The 21,156-nt window shown below is 59.7% G+C and carries 13 protein-coding genes; 6 read left to right on the top strand and 7 right to left on the bottom strand.

The annotated features are described in order from the left end of the window. Positions 1–32: 32 nt before the first annotated feature. Complete coding sequence (locus ACR9Y2_RS09255; RefSeq protein ID WP_435040853.1) at positions 33–545, bottom strand: PilZ domain-containing protein; 513 nt, start codon at positions 543–545, stop codon at positions 33–35. Between the two features lie 229 nt (positions 546–774). After that, positions 775–1,962, bottom strand: coding sequence for a sensor histidine kinase (locus tag ACR9Y2_RS09250; RefSeq protein WP_435040852.1), 1,188 nt, complete (start codon positions 1,960–1,962; stop codon positions 775–777). 422 nt (positions 1,963–2,384) lie between these two features. Here ACR9Y2_RS09250 and ACR9Y2_RS09245 point away from each other — a divergent pair, with 422 nt between their 5' ends. From ACR9Y2_RS09245 to ACR9Y2_RS09230, 4 genes are all read left to right on the top strand, one after another. Further along, complete coding sequence (locus tag ACR9Y2_RS09245; protein ID WP_435040851.1) at positions 2,385–2,606, top strand: hypothetical protein; 222 nt, start codon at positions 2,385–2,387, stop codon at positions 2,604–2,606. A 481-nt stretch (positions 2,607–3,087) separates the two neighbouring features. Next, complete coding sequence (locus ACR9Y2_RS09240) at positions 3,088–5,547, top strand: response regulator (RefSeq protein ID WP_435040850.1); 2,460 nt, start codon at positions 3,088–3,090, stop codon at positions 5,545–5,547. A gap of 764 nt (positions 5,548–6,311) precedes the next feature. Further along, a complete protein-coding gene (locus tag ACR9Y2_RS09235) occupies positions 6,312–10,487 on the top strand; it encodes a DUF3472 domain-containing protein (RefSeq protein ID WP_435040848.1) in 4,176 nt (1,391 codons plus the stop codon). A 1,000-nt stretch (positions 10,488–11,487) separates the two neighbouring features. Then, on the top strand, positions 11,488–11,853 hold the full coding sequence (locus ACR9Y2_RS09230; protein WP_435040847.1) for a hypothetical protein: 366 nt from the start codon (positions 11,488–11,490) through the stop codon (positions 11,851–11,853). Between the two features lie 1,270 nt (positions 11,854–13,123). Here the strand turns inward: ACR9Y2_RS09230 and ACR9Y2_RS09225 are convergent. After that, positions 13,124–17,785 carry a hypothetical protein gene (locus ACR9Y2_RS09225; protein ID WP_435040846.1) on the bottom strand — a complete coding sequence of 1,554 codons (4,662 nt, stop codon included), beginning with the start codon at positions 17,783–17,785 and terminating at the stop codon, positions 13,124–13,126. A gap of 601 nt (positions 17,786–18,386) precedes the next feature. Here ACR9Y2_RS09225 and ACR9Y2_RS09220 point away from each other — a divergent pair. Together ACR9Y2_RS09220 and ACR9Y2_RS09215 are read left to right on the top strand one after the other, a co-directional pair. Then, complete coding sequence (locus tag ACR9Y2_RS09220; RefSeq protein WP_435040844.1) at positions 18,387–18,719, top strand: YfhO family protein; 333 nt, start codon at positions 18,387–18,389, stop codon at positions 18,717–18,719. A 195-nt stretch (positions 18,720–18,914) separates the two neighbouring features. Next, entirely contained in the window at positions 18,915–19,403 is a 489-nt protein-coding gene (locus tag ACR9Y2_RS09215; protein WP_435040843.1) for a PEP-CTERM sorting domain-containing protein, read from the top strand. A 320-nt stretch (positions 19,404–19,723) separates the two neighbouring features. Here ACR9Y2_RS09215 and ACR9Y2_RS09210 read toward each other — a convergent pair whose 3' ends face one another. The 4 genes from ACR9Y2_RS09210 to ACR9Y2_RS09195 form a co-directional block, all read right to left on the bottom strand. Continuing rightward, a complete protein-coding gene (locus tag ACR9Y2_RS09210) occupies positions 19,724–20,089 on the bottom strand; it encodes a hypothetical protein (RefSeq protein WP_435040842.1) in 366 nt (121 codons plus the stop codon). A gap of 72 nt (positions 20,090–20,161) precedes the next feature. Beyond that, positions 20,162–20,359 (bottom strand): hypothetical protein, encoded by a 198-nt coding sequence (locus ACR9Y2_RS09205; RefSeq protein WP_435040841.1) that lies wholly within the window; start codon positions 20,357–20,359, stop codon positions 20,162–20,164. Positions 20,360–20,371: 12 nt separating this feature from the next. Then, positions 20,372–20,614 (bottom strand): transposase, encoded by a 243-nt coding sequence (locus ACR9Y2_RS09200; RefSeq protein WP_435040840.1) that lies wholly within the window; start codon positions 20,612–20,614, stop codon positions 20,372–20,374. Further along, positions 20,593–21,075, bottom strand: a complete 483-nt coding sequence (locus ACR9Y2_RS09195; RefSeq protein ID WP_435040839.1) for a hypothetical protein — start codon at positions 21,073–21,075, stop codon at positions 20,593–20,595. Before ACR9Y2_RS09195 ends, ACR9Y2_RS09200 begins: the two co-directional genes overlap by 22 nt. Positions 21,076–21,156 lie beyond the last annotated feature (81 nt).

Raw genomic sequence — 21,156 nt, 5'->3', positions numbered from 1 at the left:
TCTCTTGGCTGCCGAATGCTGTGAAGTCTCACTCAGGAACTGGACGGGGCAGGCTCTTGGGTGAACTTCAGCCCAATTCGGAAGCCCCCTGCATTGGCCTGGCAGTACTTCACAGTCGCATCGATACTTCTTTTGCTGAACGCTATCGACACCTTGTCGCCGACCGCGAGAGGATCGAGCAGAATGAGAGCCGCGCCATCCACACTTCTGTCAACCAGGTAACCACGGGAGAGTTGCCCGGCTCCGGTGTCGTCGAGATACCTTACCGAGACGGGCGTGTTGCATGGCAGTCGATGAGCGCTTCTACTTTCCACCCGCTCTGAATCCGTGGCATCGAACCAGTCGTCGACGGTGCCTTCCGATTCGACACGCTCGAGCGCCACCTTGAGCTTGAGAATAAACTGCTCCAGCTCCGCCAGTTGCGCCTGGCAGTCTGGACATACACGGCAGTGGGCTGCAATTCTCTCAGCCAAATCCTCCGGGGAACGTCCCAGAAGGTAGCCCTCTAACTCGTCGTCGGTGTAGGCACTGCATTCGAGCGGCATGTCGGTACTCTGTCCTCAGTTTGGACCTATTCTGCCTTGTATGAACATCCCGAGTTCGAATCTTGGCACGAAGGTGTGGCAATGGAGGGGTCGGAACGGTGAAGCACCATCCGGCTGACTTTAGCCAGCTGCCGACCATCACCCACCAAACGCCTTGTGGGCTCGATGCATAGGGGAAAAACGCGCGGTTGGATCAGGTCGAGGCTTCCCCGCGAATTGCCGGACTTGACTACACCTTGCTGGGTATCACTGCAACCGGAGTCGTCCCCTCGCGCGATCCTTGTGTTCTGAACTCCACATGGAAGGTTGTCCCAACGCCTGGTTTTGATTCAAACCACGCCTTGCCGCCTAGATAGCTCTCCGTAAGCAACCTAATGCTGTACGTCCCTAAGCCCCGGCCGGCCCCTTTTGTGCTGAATGACCGAGTGAACACGTGCGCACGCACGTCGTCGCTCATTACGGCGTCATTGTGCACAGAGAACCGTACGAGGCCGGGTTCAATCTCGCCACAAGCCGCCGTAACCGTGGCACTCGTCTCTGACGCTTCCAGTGCGTTCTTTAACAAATTAATAAGAACACGGCCGAGCAATGCCGCGTCGGTCTCGAAGGCCATTGAAACCGCTCCGTGCTGGACCACTAGGCGCTTATCCTGCGCAAAGCCGAATGACCGGCATGCGGCAACGGCGTCATGCAGCGCAGTCAGAGAGTCCACCTCGGCCTTCACTACAGACAAGTCGCCCTGCTCAGCCGATAGCAGCATGCGCTGGCTACGAATCTCCTCAACCAGCGCATGCGCGGAGGTCGAGAGCATCTCAATAAACTCGGCTTGCTCCTCCTGAGGCATCTGCTCCCCGGCCAACACGGTTGAAACTCCTTCCACCGCACTGGCCCGGTTCATGATGTCGTGAAAGAATGTTCTTTCCAGCGCCTCGCGCCGCTTCTCAGCGCTGATGTCACGCAGCGAGTAGCACTGCCAGCCCTCACACAGCTCAGGCAGTGGTTTGACCTCCACTGCATACTCCGCCGATCCGGAGCCCGCCCCGTCATCGCATTGCAGGAGGCACTCTCCCGAATTCGTTGTGTCCTTTTTACCCACCACCAACGCCTGCACCAATCCGCAATAGCGGCACGACTCGCTGGTACCGCAACCGCCCGGCTGTTCAGCTGCATGAACACAGTGCAACAGTTCACCAGCCCTCATCCCCACGGCATCCTTCTTGTGGGCCAGCCCACCTGCCTTGGCGCAGGCATCGTTGCAGAAGACGATCTGCCGCTCGGCATTGACCAGGGCGACCATGGTCGGCGAGATGTCCAGCATGGCAATCAGCGTCGGATTTTCCCCGACAAGCCGGCTCTGCTTCTCCATCTGCTCGCCGGACAACCGCTCAGCCGGCAGGAACGCTGTATGGATTGGCATACTTCACCCAAAGCATATCGGACGAAACAGTCTGAACCATTACAGTCTAAGAAGGCAGCTTGTTTCGGGGTGAATGGAGATGCGCGGCGAGGATTTCAGCGTCGCACTCCACTCTAGTCGGGCTCCTCGAATCCTGTCGAAATTCTCTACAGCCGTCTTATCGATCGCGGACGTTCCCGCTTCAAACTGCGCTGCCTGAAATACTTCAGCCGCCCTCCGCGGACGAATGGTCCGTACTTTCGCGCCGAGTCTCGATGTCCGAGGATGGTCCACGAAGTGCATAGCTGGTAGTTGGCTGTTACCCTGGGTTTATGGGAGAAGCGACGCTTAATCTCCGCAACAGGCGGAACTCCGAAGAGACACTCATTACCGGGGCGCGCCCTCACCCAGACGAGTCCGCAGAAGCGGCCACCGACTCCGAATTGATCGCCCGAGACCGCATCGAGGAACTCCGCGCGGAACTCTGCCGCCTCGCGGAGCTCGACTATGCAGATCACTGTGCCACCGGCGGTGATGACTTGGAGTGGACCGAAGCAGCCTCCCCCCGACACGATGCGTTTGCGGCTTCCCTTGGCGAGGAGTATCAGATGCTGCTTGCGATGGATGAAAACTGGGTCGGGTTGGTCGAATCGTCGATTACGTAATTCTACGCCGCTCGTCGGTTATCTCACGGGCCCCGTCTACGCGGGCGTGACGGTGTCATGCATACCCAGGGCGGGCAATTGCGTGTGTCCAAACTACCGGTTCCGGTGGACTTCCCAATGCGGCGCTAAAGCCTGACGAGGATCCATCCGATCAATCAGTCGGAGAGTATCCTTGTCTGCCTTCCCATTTACGACCTGCGGGCAGTGCCGCGCGGTACCTCGCACACTCAGCTCTTTGCGCTTTTGCAGGTCGTCGGTGTTCTTTGTGCTTGTCGCGAGTACGGTCCTTTTGCCCCCTCCAGCTAACACCAGACACAACTTCGCACGGACGAATACGTGCGTTGAGCAAAACCGCGGCCGTCCAGCGTCCACCCTTCCGGCGAGCATAGCCATCTCTTCGGCTGGCTTCCTGCCGGGCTTCCCTTCGGACTCTCCGACATCCGCTGTGTCCCTTGGGCTTGTTGGACTCTGCGCCGTCGCAATGGCATGGGTGCGTCTCAGGAACCGCGGTTCGGAAATCTCAACGCTCCGTTCGGCCCTCGAATCGACTGCGGACGGCATTCTCCTGACTGATCGCGAAGGGAGGTTTCTGACATACAACCGGAAGTTCACGGAAATGGTGCACCTGCCGCCGAACCTTGGGAATTCCGGCTCGTGGGAAGAGCTATCACGATCGATTTGGCCGCAGCTGAAGCAACAAGGAACGCTGATGATTCACATTCAGCGGCTGCAGAAAGATCCCAACTACCGGTGCGATTTTGAGTTGGAGTTTCGGGATGGCCATACAATGGAATGCCACACAGAACCCCTCAAAAGCGAGGACTCGGTGAACGGGCGAGTTTGGCTATTTCGCGACGTCACAGCAAAGAGGAAAACGGAGGCCGAACTGAAGGAGGAGCGGCACCTGTTCCAGGTCCTAATGAATGAGCTCCCGATGCACATTTACTTTAAGGACAGGAAGAGCCGATTCATCAGTCTCAATCCCGCGATGGTCCACCTGTTTGGGTGCACGGACGCCAGCCAGCTAATTGGCAAGGCCGACTCGGATCTCTTCACTGGGGAACACGCCCAACAAGCCTACGCGGACGAGCAGGAACTCGTCTGGGGCAAACGCAGTGTGGTGTCCAAGGAGGAAAAGGAAACCTGGCCCGACGGCCACGAGACTTGGGTCCTCACCACGAAGTTGCCCTGGCGGGACATGAATGGCCGAATCGTGGGGACATTCGGAGTCTCCAGAGACATCACCGCACGCAAACTGGCCGAACGGGAACTGGAGGCCGCCAAGGAGGCCGCCGAAGCTGCAAACCGCGCGAAGAGCGAGTTTCTTGCGAACATGAGCCATGAGATCCGGACTCCCATGAATGGCGTCGTCGGAATGACTGAGCTGCTACTTGAGACTGAGCTCAACACGGAGCAGCAAGACTACCTGAATATGTTGAAGAGGTCCGGTGAGGCTCTACTCACGGTGATAAACGACATCCTGGATTTCTCGAAGATCGAGGCCGGCAAGCTGGATTTGGATCCCGTGGAATTCAACCTGCGCGACGCCATCATCGACGCGTTGCGGGTCGTCGCCCAGGCGGCGCACGCAAAGGGACTCGAGTTGGCTTGTGATGTATCGGAAGAGGTTTCCACCCGCTACCTTGGGGACCAGGCGCGCCTGCGGCAGGTAGTACTGAATCTCGTGAACAATGCCGTGAAATTTACCGAATCCGGCGAGGTGGTCGTATCTGTGGCAAGGTGGAGCGAACCGAATGCTGACGGATCGCATCCGCTCCATTTCCAGGTGCGTGACACCGGGATTGGCATTCCCGCTGAGAAGTGCCAGTTGATCTTCCAGCCATTCACACAGGCAGATGGGAGCACCACCAGAAAGTACGGGGGAACCGGCTTGGGCTTGTCCATTTGTTCCAAGCTCGTCGACATGATGGGCGGACGGATTTGGCTCGAAAGCGAGCTTGGCGTGGGGACAACCATGCACTTCACCGTCAACCTGGATGTCGCCGCCTCATCAGATCTACTGGCACTGTCGGAGTTCACGCAGGATTGCGGTGATCCAGAAGTGCTCATTGTCGACGACAACGCCACGAATCGGCGGATCATGGAGAAGCAGCTTTCCCACCGTGGGATCCGCTCTCTCTCGGCCAACGGCGCACAGGAGGCTCTCGACCTGCTCGCAGACCGCCTAAGGCCATTTGACGTGATCCTCACGGATTGCCACATGCCCGGCATGGACGGTTTCCAACTGGCCAAGGAGATTCAGTCCCGGTGGCCCGCGTATCGCGGTCAGATCCTGATGCTGTCATCCGCCACCGATATGGGAGACGCGATGCAGTGCCGCAGCTTCGGAATTAGCCGGCATCTTCTGAAACCTGTTAGAGGCTATGAATTGGTTGACGCCATTCGACAGTTGATGGAATTGAAATGTCAAGCCTCCAGCCAGGAGTCGAGCCCTGAGCAGCGCCCGAGTGAGAGCGGACGGATCGTTTCTGCCGCGGCCAAGGTGGGGATGGAGCTTCCCTGTCTACGCATCCTCGTCGCCGAGGACAACGAGGTAAACCAGCGGGTAATCCAGCGGCTCTTGGAAAAGGCAGGCCAGTCGGTCCATCTGGTGAATTGCGGTCAACTGGCCGTGGCAGCAGCGGCCCGTGAACACTTCGACCTGATTCTGATGGATGTCCAAATGCCGGATATTGACGGCTTCGAAGCGACCGCCGCGATTCGACGGCAGGAAGCAGTTAACGGTACTCACACCCCGATTCTCGCCTTGACGGCGCACACGATGGCGGGGGATCGGGAACGATGTCTCGAGAGCGGAATGGATGGCTTTCTCCAGAAGCCGATCATCTTCAGAGATCTCTATGCCGCACTTGCGCGGCTAGGCCCATCGCCCCAAACCTCCCCGATTCAACCCAGCGCTGGTGCCGAGACGGCCGCTTGACGCCGCGACTCTCATAGTCATTCAACTGCTTCCCGATGTTGGTAGGACCACGCGGGGCTCTTGATCAGTGCGCATATTCAGAGCTCGGTTGCGATCACACCGGCAGGCAAACCATCGAGAGTGACTGCGGCGCCAGAGTGCGCTGGAGCGCCGCGCACGACGTATCACCCATTGGATTCACTCCTGTAGCCACTTTGCGGAATGCCAAACGCATCCGCTGACTTGCCAAATGAGCGAACTCCGTGCTGCCTTCAGGCATCAGCATGAACCGCCTGCCGCCGCCGAGCGTTCCCGGGTTGCCTGGAAGCTCCTGCCAGGATCCGCCCCTTCTGGGCTCTCAGGTTGGACAAGAATCGATATCCTGCGTCGGTATTGCCGGGACCCAGGACGCCGGCAGAATGGACCGTCACAATCTCCGCGACAACTGCCCCGGCGAGTCTCCCAAAGCGGCCCCTGACGCCAGCAGCCCTATCCGACGCTAGTGGCTGCTGCTTCGTAGGTGTCCGTAACTAACCACCAGGACCCTCGGCCCCGAGAGTGACCTCAGCAGATCATCTTGTAGCCTCATCGTCCGCTCCCCCTCCGCGGCAGACTAATGAGTGAGGGCATTTACCCATCAAGTGTCCCTCACCACTTGATCCGATCACTCTGATCGCATGCTAACCCGGCCGCACCGTGCCCCTTCCTCTCATCCGAGCGACATGCGAGGCCGGACCCCTTGCTGCTGTGTGGACGCCGGCATAGACTCAACGGGGAGTAGTGGAATGAACTTCAATAATTTCGGACGGCTTGGTTCGCTCGGCATTGATCTTGCATTCAGGTTGCTGACACGTTCTCGCCGCTCATACCCATGGCATCGACCGTGCCGGCAATCCGCTTCTGTATCGGCGCGTTTCAAGTACCTCCTCCTCACTCTGGCGATTTCACAATGCCTCTCCGGTCAGAACTGGCCGGCCACTTTCTTGAGTTACACTGCTTCGCCTAAGGATTGGAACCATTCAAACCCGGCTGACATGTATTTTCTACGGGCTCGTGTGACCCTTACGGCGCCAGCAACTTACTTCTCCATCACGGGTTGGAACGCCGGGGTTGCCGGTGGAGGATATCTTGGAATTCAGGACGCAACCTCCGGCGGCGGGACTCGGTGCGCCGAGGCCAACAGCGGAAGAAACTATATTTTCACGGTTTGGGACCCCACTTCGGGTGGCGAACAATCCTTCGTGGTTTATTCGACCCCTTCCGGAAATGCTTGCCATGGCACGGGAGAGGGCGGCGGTGCTGGCTATTTGAACTATGGGATGCCCTGGCAAATCGGAAATTGGTATCAGTTCGTTCTAAAAGCCTGGACTTATCATTCCAACACGTATTTTGCCTTTTGGTCCCTTGACGAATCAGCCGATACCTGGACACATCATGCGACGCTGGCGTACCCAGCTCCCAACATTCTTTTGTCCGGAGGCATCGGATCGTTTATTGAGTACTTCGGTCCGCAGGATGGTGCAAACGCAAACGAGAAACGAAGAGCTGAATACAATGCCATCTGGCTCAGGTCGTCTTCGCATAACTGGGCGGCCCTGAGGCACGCATTGTTTCAAGTGGGTTCCGGCAACGGTCAGGATGCGTATGACGCTGGAGTGCGAGATGGAGCATTTTATATGCAAGGTGGGGGCGATACCACTCCGTCCCTGCACCCTGGCACAATTCTTTCACTCCCGGTCGTTGGCACGGGACCTATGCAGTCGGTCGGCCAAACAACCATCGCCAGCGCCTCGTACGATGTTACAACCAACCAGCTCAATGTCTCATGGGTCGCGGATCCTCGCTTAAGTCCTCAGTTCTCCTACAAGGTGGACGTTTTTGACAATCCCGATTGGGAAGGCATCCCCGAATTCACCCAGTCTGATATCGCCCCTCACATCCGCGCGATCGTAGTGCCTGCAGCCATGCCTCCTGACAAGGTTCATTACATCCGTGTGATAACGGCAGATATATTCGATCAGCAGGCCCAACCGATCGGCATAACACACTCAAATCGGGCAGGCGCGTTGGTGATCTCAAGTCTGAGTCCCGGGACTGCCGTTTCGGGCAGCGTTGACCTCACGGTGACTGTGACCGGCAATGGTTTTGCGGAGGGGTCTCAAGTCCAATGGAATGGAGTGGCGTTGTCAACGACTTTGGTCAGCCCGACGCAACTCACTGCAATCGCGCCAGCGGGCATGCTGGCTTCGGCCGGTACCGGGAGCGTGGTCGTGACCAATCCTGACAGCGCGGTTTCAGACGCCTTGTTATTTATCATTCTGGCACCCCCGCCTCAGGTTTCGTCCGTGAGCCCCTCCTCGGTGCCAGTGAACGGGGGGCCTTTCACTCTACTGGTCGATGGAGGTTACTTCTCCCCCACTGGGGTTGTGCATTGGAACTCCACCGCGCTCGACACAACCTACGTCAGTCCTTCCCAGCTCACAGCGCGGGTTCCTGCGGATCTCCTCGAGTCCGCTGGCAGCGCCAGCGTATCCGTGACAAACCGCACCGGGCAGATATCCAATCGCGTCCAACTCCCTGTCACTTCCGGTCTCATCACGACCTTGGCTGGCAGCGAGCTGCCGGCAACCCAGGCACCCGCAGTAGATACTTCGATTCCGCTTTCCACCGGAATCGCCTCAGACTCAGTCGGCAACGTTTACTTTGCCAGCCAGCAGCTTCACTCGGTATTCCGGCTGAGTACGGAAGGCATTCTCACCCGGGTCGCCGGAAAGGGAGAACCTGGTTTCTCAGGCGATGGCGGGTCGGCTCTATCAGCACAGTTGAACCAGCCTCAGGGCGTAGCATTGGACGCCGCGGGGAATCTCTTCATCGCCGACGTCGCTAACCAGCGAATTCGAAAGGTCAACCCGGAGGGAATCATCGCCACAGTTGCAGGCAACGGCTCCTGCTGTTACTCGGGGGACAATGGACCGGCTACCATCGCCCAACTGGGCTCTCCGCAAGGCGTCGCGGTGGACGGCGACAACAATTTATTCATCGCGGACAGTGGCGGAGCGCGCGTGCGCAAAGTCGGCCCTTCCGGAATCATTACCACCTTCGCTGGAAGCGGCACCGCCGGATACTCAGGGGACGGGGGCCCAGCGGTAAAGGCGCAACTCAGTTACCCGATTGCCGCTGCCGTGAACAGTTCGGGGGAGTTGTACATCGCGGATTCATACAACCATGCAATTCGGAAAATATCTTCCGATGGAACAATCTCCACCGTGGCCGGCACCGGGGAACGCGGCTACTCGGGCGATGGCGGCCCAGCCAACCGCGCGCAGCTAAACTCGCCCAATGGTATTGCGCTAGATCACGCGGGCCGCCTACTCATTGCGGACACGGGCAGTAGACTCGTCCGCGTGGTGGGAACAAATGGGACGATTACAACCGTTGCCGGGAACGGAGGCAACGGCAATACAGGCGACGGCGGACCGGCCGCTTCCGCTGAGATATCCTCCCCTTCCGGAGTGGCGGTGGACAATGGCGGCAGAATACTTATCGTTGATAAGACTAATCAGCGGATACGTACGGTCTCTGGGGGGATCATTGGCACAATAGCCGGCGCGGCATTTCGAGAAGGGGTGCCAGCAGTGTTCGCGGGGCTCAATCAGCCTGGCGCGGTCGCAAAAGATGCCCAGGGGAATGTGTACATCGCTGACAGCGGCAATCATTCCGTCCGCAAAGTTGCAACCGACGGCAGCATCACGACGCTGGCCGGCACTGGTGTATCCGGGTATTCCGGCGATGGCGGCCGAGCCACCAACGCTCGGCTCAACCAACCGGCCGGGGTAGCGGTCGACTCTTCCAGCGCAGTATTCATCGCCGATAGCCTCAATCACCGCATCCGAAAAGTGGCGGCGGACGGCACTATTACGACGTTCGCGGGGACCGGCTGCTGCTATGGGGGAGACAACCGTCCGGCGGCGGAGGCTCAGCTCAATTATCCGCGTGGCCTCTTCATCGACCCGTCCGGCAGCTTGTTTATTGCAGATACGGGCAACAACCGCATACGAAAGGTGGATCCGAACGGAATCATCACAACGGTCGCCGGGGATGGGCACGGAGGTGCCGGGGGCGATGGCGGCCTCGCAACAAGCGCCGAATTGCGCGCACCCCAGGCAATCGCTGCCGACTCCAGAGGCAACCTCTACATAGCCGATACTGACAATAGCTTGATCCGAATGGTCGACGGCAATGGCACTATCAGCCTCTTCGCGGGAAGCATTTCGGGAAACTCAGGCGATGGGGGAGCAGCCACTCGCGCAGAATTGGGTTCTCCTGCAGGCGTCGCCGTGGACGCCATGGGCAACGTCTATATCGCCGATACCAGGAATGGGCGCATCCGCATGGTGAACACCTCCGGTGCGATCAACACTGTCGCTGGCAACGGCGACTGGGGATGGGACTATTCGGGCGATGGAGGAGTGCCGTTGAATGCCAGCATCCGGAATCCGGCTGGTCTCTTCTCAGACACTGCAGGCATGCTGTACGTCGCCGACCAAGCCTATAACAATATCCGCGTACTGATTCCCAGCGGCCGTCAGCCGGTCCTTGACGTACAGTCAGTCCACACCGGCGATTTCGCCGCCGGGCAGTTGGGGAATTATACTGTCACTGTCTCTAATGCCCTCGGGGCTGCCCCCACCATCGGACCGGTGACATTCACGGCCGCAGTCCGCGCAGGTATGACGATTCAATCTCTATCTGGTTCGGACTGGAATTGCTCTGCCTCTCAGTGCACACGCTCCGACGCCTTGGCTGATGGGACTTCCTATCCGCCCATTACTGTCACTGTGGCCATCGAGGGCGCAGTTGGGACTCAGGCCACACCTCAGTTCAGCGTCTCGGGTGGTGGCGGAATTGCCGCCGGGCGCGGCGATTTCACGAGGATTGAATTCGACACGACACATCCGTAACTTGCTCGAGTCGTGGCCCCAGGATTCGGTCGCGGTAGCGTCGATCATCACTGTGTGACCGCCCCTGCTCAGTTCCGTACTTGCGCTGCTGATGCCTACAGCGCCTGCCTACGATGCGTGGCGTGAGAGCGAAATCCAGGAGACGGAGGAGCGAACCGCGGCCCTGGAGGCCCGTGAAGACAGTCGAGTGACCCTTTGCGCCGGGTGAGCCGTACCCGTTGGCTCCGCCTTTCCGGCACCCGTCTCCAGTAGCGACCAATCCGCTCCCGGAATCGGTTGATTGCCGCCCCTTTACCCGGCACCGCGTGGCATTGGTAGAGACCCGTCAGCACTCTTCCGAGTCACTCGCCGCCCCCGGCACAGGCCCTTGCCTCCACACCTGGAGCGGCTGATTGATCTGACGCAGCTTCGCCTCCATTCGCTTCCGCTCCGTGAGCCGCCAGATTACTGACGAAGTCCCCACGACTGGCGGGAATCCTCAGTCGCCGTTGACTCGGCATTTAAGGCGTCCCACCCATCTATTAGACGGAAATCAGGGGCAGGAAAAAGCCGTTGAGGCGGGTGCGACTGTGCCCAGCACCTGCACTGTATTACATACACTTGGCAGCGTCGCCCGATCGGCTTCATCCACATACCCGCACCGCCTCGCTCCTCCTCTTTCGCGAGTCGTATCTTCTGCTGGTGACACGCCAAGAGCCGCTCGCTACGGGTGGACAACTGAGGGACACCCCATCTGCGCGTCTTCAAGCGAGTCACTACCTGGACTTCTTTGGCGCGCAAGTGTAAAGTCCCACTAAGGAGATCCGAAGAAGTGGTTCGAGTTTTTGCTGTATTGTTCTGTGCCTCAGCTTGGGCTCAGCCTCCATACCAAGACGCGGGAACACCCATCGTCGACGCATACCGTAAAGGCGTCGAGTCCCGCGCCATTCGAGAGAAGATAGAGGCGGACCGCCAACGGCTCCGGATGGAACAATCCCTCCATGAAGAGCAAATGCGACGGATGAGAGCGCAGACTCAACTGCTGGAGGCGGAGGCTGAACGCTTGAAGCGGGCGGAAGCTGAGTCTGTAAAGAATCAAAAGAGCGCTGAGTCGGCGCCAAAATCCAGCCAGGATGCAGCAAGGCTAGAGGTGGAGCGTGAGGTCGAAGCTGCGTTTGTTACCTTAATGCTCCGTCACGACGACTTCGCGCAATACACTGACAAAATAAGCCGAGTGTCTGAACTGCTCAAACCGTCTGATGCGCGGCGCATTGCGATGGTGGACTATCTGGAAGCGCTGTATGTTGTTGCCAAACATGCCAATTTCATGAAGGAGCCGATTGCAGTGCCTGCACAGCCGAAAGTGCAAGGCAGCGAGAAGCCTTGATTTCGACGTTGGAAGCGCCTCGGTCTGACGTGCATCCCGGACAAACATAAGAAAATAAATGACCTACTTCCGCGCTTTCCCCGCCGTTCGGTGTATTACCTCCAGGCGTTGAGTGGCTCGCCTCATGCCTCACCATCCCGCAAATCACGAGAATGCAGTAGCTTAGGGAGCACCTACTGTCCCGACTTCCGCCTGCGGCGCACCCCGAAGTACGGGTTCAGTTTACCGAAAGGGCCATTGGGACGGGTCGCCATCCCACGGACAGATTCGGGGGGAGCGGAAGGTGGAGATGCCGGAGCTGAGGCCAATTGAGGCCATCCCCATTCATCACGCCCACCCAACACGCCGCCGCTGAGCACGGTAGATCACACCACACCGCGCCAGCCCCGTCGACTTCTCCCTCGTTTCCCCGCATTAAGCTTCTTTGATGCCCACGAGGCTCTTGCAAAACTCCGCGTTGAAGCTAAAGGAACTGGGGAAATTAGGTCGGGGGGAATGGGGTCGGCCGCAGTGAACTGTTGTCGCCAAACAAACCGGATACCACGAGCACACCCCATATGGAGTTTACCTCTCGTCAGATTTCTTCTGCAGTTCGAGCATGTCACGCAGTAGGAACTCTTCCCCCTCCTGGAAGAGTCGCTCGGCCCGCTCAGCCCGCAGCTGAGACTCCTGGCATCGCCGGCCGCGCTGATGCCCTTGGATCGCTCGTTGAGCGCGCGTCGAGCCCACACCGGAAAGGCGACACGCTGACGTGCGGATTTCCGCAGTCAATAGAAAATAAGAAACTTACTGCTGCAGCCTCCTTACCGTTTGGCCCATGAACTCCATGCGTCCGGAGGCCCGCCGCATACTTCACCATCCGACAACTTTCGAGAATGCAATAATTTACAGCACCTCAACAGTCCACCCCCCCGCCCGAAGCGCACCCTGAAGTGCGTGTTCAATTGATCGAAAGGGCCACCGGAACTGGCTACCATCCAGCGGAAATCCTCGGGGGGGGGGGGGGAGAACGGAAGGCGGAACTGCCGGAGCTGAGGCTAGTCCTCCGTTCGCGGCGGCCCGACTTACTGCACCCACCCAAGAAGTCAAGCTAGGAGGATCACTAGGTTCGTCACGTGATTCCGCTGCCCCCAGGGCTTCGGCCTGAGGTCTGGGCATGTTGGAATGCGAGTGGTCAGACGATCCCTGCCAAGTTCACACGAATGGCCGCGCAACCAAAAGAAACTCTATGTTCGTACATCAGTTGTCGAAAACCCGGCTCCCCCCTTATCTACGGGATCGTCCAGGTGCCCTTCTGCTGCCAGCCCGTGTCCCGGTTCAGCGGGTCCATCATGCGCAAATACAGGTTCTTCACTCCGACCATCGTCGGCTTCAGGCCCAGCGTCACAGTCATCACCAGGTTGCCGCTCACATTCTGTGCCATCGTGCCGGCGGTGACCACTGTGCAGGCTGAGCTATTCAGGTAACCGGAGGCCGTTCCAGGAGGCACCGGGCCCAGGAAGAACCCCACATCGGATGAATACATCCAGAGCCCATTCCCGGCCCTGTCGTAATGCACGAAGCAGAAAGGTTGCCCGCCGCCGTCCGTGGAGGCTGCCACCAGAAACTCCTCCCAGCCCAGCGCCGAGCCGGTGAATCCAGGAGGATCCGGGAATGTCAGTGTGAACGTTGGGTTCTGCCCGCCGCCGCTGTTCGGTGCCACCACCAGCGTCGGGAGTGCTGCGCCCACCTGCGTCCAGGTCCCGCGCTGCTGCCAGCCCGTGTCGAAATTGCTGGTGTCCATCGCCCTCATGTAAATATTGCGAGTCGCCGCGGCCTTAAAGGCGACGGAGAGATTCAGGGTCAGGTTCGACCCACTCCCGGATGCTGTGGATCCGGCCGCATTCAAAGCGCAATGCGATCCCTGCAACTCCAGCGAAGCGGCGCCCGGCGGCACCGGCCCCCGGAAGAAGCCATACTGATCGGAGTACAGCCACAACCCATTGCCCTGCACGTCGTAGTGCAGGAAACAGAACGGCTGCCCGCCGCCATCCGGGGCTGTCCCGAACAGCAATTGCACCCATCGCAGTTGTTGGAAGCCGAGCGCGCCGCTATACACAGCCTGGAAGATCTGCTGGGCCCCACTGCCCGAAGCCGGAGTCACGCTCAGCGCGCTGGTAATACCCACCACCAAGGGGTCGCCGCTGGTATTGTTGTCGAAGTTCAAATCGCTCGCGTTGGTAACGGTCGCGACATTGCTCACTGCCGGAACTGCCGATGCCGACACGTTGGCCCTGATCGTGATCGAGGTAACAACACTTGGCCCGATGGGCGCGGAAGTGGTGCACGTCACCACCTGTCCAATGGCCTGGCAAGTCCAGCCCGCCCCACTCGCACTGGCAAAATACGTACCCACAGGCAGGATGTTCGTAACCGTGGTGACGCCGGAGCTGGCCAGTTGCCCAAGGTTGGTGACCGTTACGGTATACACCAGTTGACCGCCCACCGGTACAGGCCCGTCGTCCGACATCGACACTGTCAGGTCCGCATAGCCGAATGGCAGAGCCTGCATAGGCGTCGCAGGACTGACAGGCGAATTGTCGCCAACCTGTCCATATTCCTCTGAACCCCAGGCGCGGACAGTTCCGTCGGGCATCAAGGCTAGGCTGTGGGCGCCTCCGCCCGCAATTCCGGCCACATTGGCCAGCGTTGCTACACGTACGGGCGACCATCTGTTGGTTCTGGTCCCGTCGCCAAGCTGTCCCTCACTGTTCGCACCCCACGTCCAGACGCTGCCGTCATTCTTCAGGGCAAGGCTGTGCCGTCCGCCCCCCGAAATCGCGACAATTCCACTTAGGCCGCTAACCTGAACCGGCACGCCCTTAACCTCATTGGTTCCGTCGCCCATTCCATTGCCGGCGGTGCTACCCCAGACCCAGACCGTACCGTCGCTCCTCAGTGCAATTCCGTGTCCATACCCGCTGGAAATGGCCACAATTCCCGACAATCCATGCACCAGCCCGGGGCTCAGCCTCTGCACGGTTGTTCCATCGCCAACTTGACCATTGCTGTTATCGCCCCAACTCCATACTGTGCCGTCGCTCTTGAGCGCCACGCTGAAGTCATCACCCGTAGCCATGGCGACAACGCCTGTCAGGCCAGGCACCGGGACGGGGCTCAGCCGCGTAGTAGTTGTGCCGTCTCCAATCTCTCCATGTGTGTTCGCACCCCACGCCCAAAGCGTGCCATCGTTCTTTATTGCCAGAGATTGGCTGTATCCAGCACGCACGCGCAAAACCCCGCTCAGCCCAGGTATCGCCATTGGAGTCTGACGCCCCAGGGTTGTTCCATCGCCGAGCATTCCACCCTCGTTATCCCCCCAACTCCATACCGTCCCATCTGATCGGATCGCCAAGCTGTGGTACGCACCGGAACTCACAGCCGTCACGCCAGACAGTCCGGAGACCTGCACTGGAGTCGCTCGGCTCACCGTCGTGCCGTCGCCCAACTGTCCAAAGTCGTTGTTCCCCCACGACCAGACGGTGCCATCGCCTTTAAGCGCAAGCGTCGCATACTCCCTGGCTGAGAGCGCCGAAACTCCAGCGAGACCTGCTACTGCGGCGGGGAGCACCCGGCTGACTGCTGCCCCCGTGCCCAATTGGCCCGCTCTATTGTCACCCCAACACATCGTCGCGCCATCGTTTTGGATGGCAAATGCGAAACTGTAAGTCCACCACCCCCCTATTCCGATTGCGGTCGCTCCACTCACGCCCCCCACTTTCTTTGGCACACTGCTCATGCTTGGCGCGCCCCATTCCCAAACCGTGCCATCTCCGAGCAAGGCCAGGCTGCCCATGGTGAAAGCCGCAATTGAAGTCACCCCAGACAGAGAATTGAGTTGTGCGGGCAGAAGCTGATTCGTGGAATTCGTTCCATTTCCGAGCTCCCCAGCCATGCCCATCCCCCAAGTCCACACCGTCCCGTTACCCTTCAGCGCCATACTGTGGCTGTACCCGGCCGCAATCGCGATCGTGCCGGTCATCCCGCTCACTTGCACGGGAGCCAATCGGGCTTGCGTTGTTCCGTCGCCTATCCGGCCATTGGCATTGTTACCCCAGCCCCACATCGTTCCATCCATCCGCAGGGCCAGGCTGTGCACTCGTCCTGCGGCGATGCCAATCACGCCGTTGAGCCCCGTCACCTGAACGGGTGTCAATCGATTCGTCGTCGTCCCGTCACCCAGTTGCCCTGAGTTGTTGTTGCCCCATGCCCAGACTGTCCCATCGTCCTTTAGTGCCAGCGCCTGCGCGTATTGTGCCGATATGGCCACCACTCCGGACAAACCAGTCACAGCCTGGGGCACGTTGCGTCCGCTTGTAGTTCCATCGCCCAACTGCCCATTCGAATTGACGCCCCAAGTCCAGACGGTGCCGTCGCCCTTCAAGGCCACACTGAAATTGCTCCCCGCCGCAACAGCCCTAATACCGTTCAGGCCGCTCACCAGTACTGGCGCAATCCTGGGCGAATAGGTTCCATCGCCCAACTCCCCAGAGCTGTTCTGCCCAGCCGCCCACACTCTCCCGTCCGTGGCCAACCGGAGACTATGGAAAGAACCCCCGGCGATCGCTCCGGTGCTCGGAATGCTCGGCTGCGCGGCAACCGCCGTCACTGTGGTCGACGAATTGTTCGCGGTATTCCCGTCACCCGTCACCGACACACTTGCCGTATTCGATACCGAAGGAAATGCGGCCAGCCCCACTTTCACATGCAGGTAGATCACGCTGGTGCCGGCCACGCCGATGGATCCCGCACTCGCGCAGGTAACGGTCTGCCCCACCGCCGCGCAACTCCATCCTGTGCCCGCGCCCGCCAGGAAGCCGAGCCCCGAGGGCAGCACGTCCGTCACCGTGATATTCCCGCTCGTCGCTGCTCCACCGGCATTTGTCAGGGTTACCACGTAGCCCGCTGGGCTCCCAACCGTGAAGCCGACTCCCGTCGTCACTGAGATCGCCAAGTCCGCTGTGGCCAGCGCACCGCCCATTCGGTACTCTTTCCCGTCGGAACTCGAACCCTGCGATTCCACGCCCTCGTCCCCGCCGCCCTCAATCCACCCCACCGTCCAGCCCGCCGCCAAGTCCACAATCCCTTCGGCCACGTCAATTCTCTGCTGTACGCTGCCCCCTTCCTCGACTGCTACCCCGTCATTCGTCCACCTCACCACTCTGGACAGCCCGCCTTCTCCCGGCCAGGGAACCGTGTTGACCGTTGCCCGCCGGTCTCGCGAAACCAATCGCCCGTTGCTCACCGCCAGTTCACCGGTCAACCTGACGCTGGGGAGGGTGACGGGCCGCACCAGAATGCGGTCTGTCTGGTTCGAGGCCAGACCATTCCAGTTCGCGCCAAACACCAGGACATTCCCGTTTGACTGAAGGGCGGCACTGAATTTTGCGCCTGCGGCAATCGAAACGACGTTCAACAACTCAGGCACTTTCTGCGGACGCATCCTCGCCAGCAGCGTGCCATCCCCCAACTGGCCTTCAAAGTTCGCGCCCCATGCCCACACGTCGCCGTCTTCAGTCAGGGCTAGGGAATGACCGGCGCCGGCCGCAATCGCCTTGACCGCCGAGAGTCCCTCCACCGCGCGCCAACCCGAGACTTGCTCCCGATCGCCGGTGCCAAGCTGGCCCTGCGAGTTGTCGCCCCAAGCCCACACCGTGCCAGCTCTCGTCAGCACCAACACGTGGCCGCCTGCTTCAGGGATCGCGATGCGAACAGCTCCCGGGATTTGACCGGCCTCCAATACTCCGTAGCGCGCATCATTATCTGCTGGCGATGTCGCCAGCAAGCGAACAATTCCTTGCGGCTTCCCGGCGGCGGCCTCGGCCGCTTGGGTAACGGGGACAAGTGCGGCGATCAGGAAGAATGAAGTCAGCGGAAAGGAAATGAGTCTCATTTGCACGATGCAGCTCCCACACGAAAGGCGCGCGTCCAGCGACAGCCCACTGCTGTCCCTCTGCCAGTCGACTCATCCCTGTCTCGCGTGAACTCATCAGGATGAGTGCAGCCGACCTCGGACATCGCAGCGCAAACAGATCACCAGACCATAAAATCCATTGACAGGGCGAGAGTATCACTTGGTGGAGGCAGTGCCAATCGAATTCTATGTATGGTCGTGCCTGTTCATGCCAATTCCACTGTTTTCGCCTCTGCTCTACGAGTCTCTCGTAATGCGCCAGACTGCTTCAGCCCTAGTTTGGGAGCGTCAGATTACGTCGGCCGGAGGGAGGTCATCACCATGTGGGGTTTGAGTGAGTGCTTTCATGCCCATCTGGATGAACGCATGCCTGACAGTCTGTGGCAGAAGTTCGGCGAGCCCGCTGCGGGGGCTTCCGAGCCCAGGTCGCGAAGAAGCGGCCCAACGAGCGCCGCCCACTCAAGGGTCGGCTCGGCACAATCACAGAACGCGGACAGCCCGCAGTGAACTTCTGCAAGCCCCTGCAAACGAAAGGCTTATAGCCGACAATTCCCCGCCATTCAGCGACCGGGCGGAATAGTTGACGCCAGACACCGGTGACAGCTACCGAATTCGATACACTGCCGCCTCTCCCACATTGATTCGCTTCGCCATACCGTACTATCCGGGCTGGGCCGCATCAGTTTCTGGACAGCCTGTGCCCGTTGTTCCGGTGGACTTGGCACTAACGGGGATCCACCTCCCCCCGGGGAATAACGAAGTGACAGTCGTCTATCACTCCACCTGGTTCCGGCTGGGGTCCTTCATATCAGGTTTGTCCTCCCTGCTAACAGCGGCGATTTTGGCTTGGGCTCTCTTCCGAATCCGAAGCAGGCCGCCGATTCTGAAGGCCCGCGAGTCCGCTTCATCGTGAGTTGGCCGAGCCCGAATGAGGGGGCAGCCATTCCGAGCGGTTCGATGTCCGCGCTGAATGAGAAGTTTGGGCCCGCGTACGCGTCGTTCCACAATTCTGCAGGATGCCTGCGTTGTTAGCGGATCTGTCAGGTGGTACGCTGAGGTGATGAATCGGCTATTTCGGCTATTTACCTCCGCTTTCCTTATATGGTTGATGAACGCTTCTACGACCAGCGCGGCTCCCATCGTCTACACGCTGACTGGGACAACCAATCCGGTCTTTGGGTCGACGCATTCGGAGAGTTTCCGATTCACCGCGTCGGGCTTTGTCAATTCGTGGACGACCCTCTCGGCAGGTGACCTTGACGCCTGCGTCGCCTGTATTTCATCGGGCCCGGCGATCGATTTCGTCCCGAATGGTGCATTGGATGTCGTCATTCCTGTCGACCTCATCCGTTTTACTGACGCGAATGGAATCGTATACGGATTCTTTTTTGTCCCGGAGGCGTTCTCGAATCCGGGCACTTACACTGCCTTTGGATATTTTCCGTATATCACGTCGAACCTAGGAGTGCTCACGGTCGAAGAGACGCCGGAGCCATCGACGCTTTTGCTGATGATGATGGGGCTGTCTGTGCTCATCGCGGCCGGCAATAGTAGGCTGACGGCCAGCCTGATCCGCTCCGGCCATGAGCGCCTGTGAGTCTTGATCGTTTGCGCCGGGCACCTCTTCGGTATCGGGGATAGGATGCGGGCAGAAGGCCGCGGTAATGTCTCAGCTCCGTGATGAGCCCGAAATCCGGTTCCACGATCCCACTTCGTTTTCGGTACTGCCTCGCATCCGGTTCGCTCAGCAGCCCTTCTCTCATCTTTATTGCCCGCAACCCTCCGGCTCCATCGCGCGGCAGTTCGCCCGTCCGCCGCCACGTCGCGAATCCATCCGGAGGCACGATCAAGTCCACTCCATGTTCACCAAGTACGCTATGCTTTCCGCATTCCAATACCGGCGTCGGCCACTACCTATCAGGCCACACATGGCCTGGAAGTTGCTTTCCCCGTATCTGCCATCGGCGCCAGTTGCATTCTATCGCTTTGCTGTTTCGTCACTGCCGCAGCTACGATCATCTGCTGCCTCTGATCCACCGCAGTTTTTGTGTCGCAGCCCTGGATGCAGCAAGCATTTGCACCGTCAATCATTACAAGGAATTCCAGATCCGTCGGATTGCCCAACCCCTTCTGCGACGGCACGCCGTCGACCCACGGGTACCAGCGCTTCCGCTGTGATTCGTCCTTCACCTTACTGCCCTGCGCTTCCATAGCTTTCGCGGCCTGCTCGGTGCGTCCCCGGGCATCTTCTCGTCCCTGCTTCGCCGCGCGAATGCCGGCCAACTCCAGAAGAGCCGTCGCCACTTCCGCCGGTATTTCGTCGCCTCACCGCTTGGGCCCAAACTCGCTGACTTCCTACTCATCCATCGCCTGAGCCTCTTTGAGAATCTGCTCTACGGTCTCCAGCCACTTCTGCTCGCACTCGCTCAGTTTGGCGTAGCTATGCGATTTGCGGTGGCTCGCATTGGCCGCGACCTTGCTGCCATCAGTGGCGATCTGGCCCAGTTGCACCATGCCGGCCTTCCGGCAGAGAGCGAGAACCTGCAGAAGCAATTTTGCGAGTTTCTATAGGTGGACCTGCCGGAAGGTGGAGATCGTATCGTGATCGGGATGCTGATCGGTGGCAAGGAAACGAAGAGGCACCTCGTCATACGTGGCGCGCTCCGACTGACGAGAACTCCGCTTGTCTACGGCATAACCGTTGACAAGGAGGCGGACCAACAGGATTGGATTGTAAGCGGCTTTCCCTCGACCATCCTTGCGCGCATGCGTGTCGAGGATGGGACTCAGATCGAGGGCGTCGACCACATTGGCGACAAAGCGGCCCAGGTGCCCCTAGGGTAGCCAGTCCTGCAGGGAAGGCGGAAGGCGGCCCTCGCACAGGCGCCGGCAAAGCCGCCTCCTCCGGCAATGCCCGCCGAACCGGAGCCTACTCCGCGGGCTATCAAATGCTTGCTCGCAACGAAGCCCACTTCCGCGCCTTTGGCGAGGCCGCCAACCGCGAGATCGCCAATCCGCAGCGCCGCACGCTCTCTTTCGAAGTCCACATGCGCCAGGGCCACGCCCCCCTCCACTAAAGCCGCGAACGCGTCCTCTTCAACGCCGGCCTCGAATACGGCTGCGCCGACGAAGCCACCGCCACCCAATGGGTCCTCCGCCAAGTCGGCTTCATCCAGGCCCTCAACCGCTACGCCGGCTGGTTCGAAGCCAACACCCGCCGCCTCCAGCGCCCCCACGACCTCCTGCCCGCCGAACCCGCGCCAGCGCAAGCCCCTGAACCCATTGATCCTACTGATGAACTCAATGAGCCCATCCCGGGCCCCCCAACCTCGGACGCCGCCCCCAGCGCA

It is taken from the genome of Paludibaculum fermentans, assembly GCF_051172195.1.
Classification (GTDB): domain Bacteria; phylum Acidobacteriota; class Terriglobia; order Bryobacterales; family Bryobacteraceae; genus Paludibaculum; species Paludibaculum fermentans_A.
Note: the sequence above shows the minus strand (reverse complement) of the source record. Positions and strands in the feature narration are given on the sequence as shown.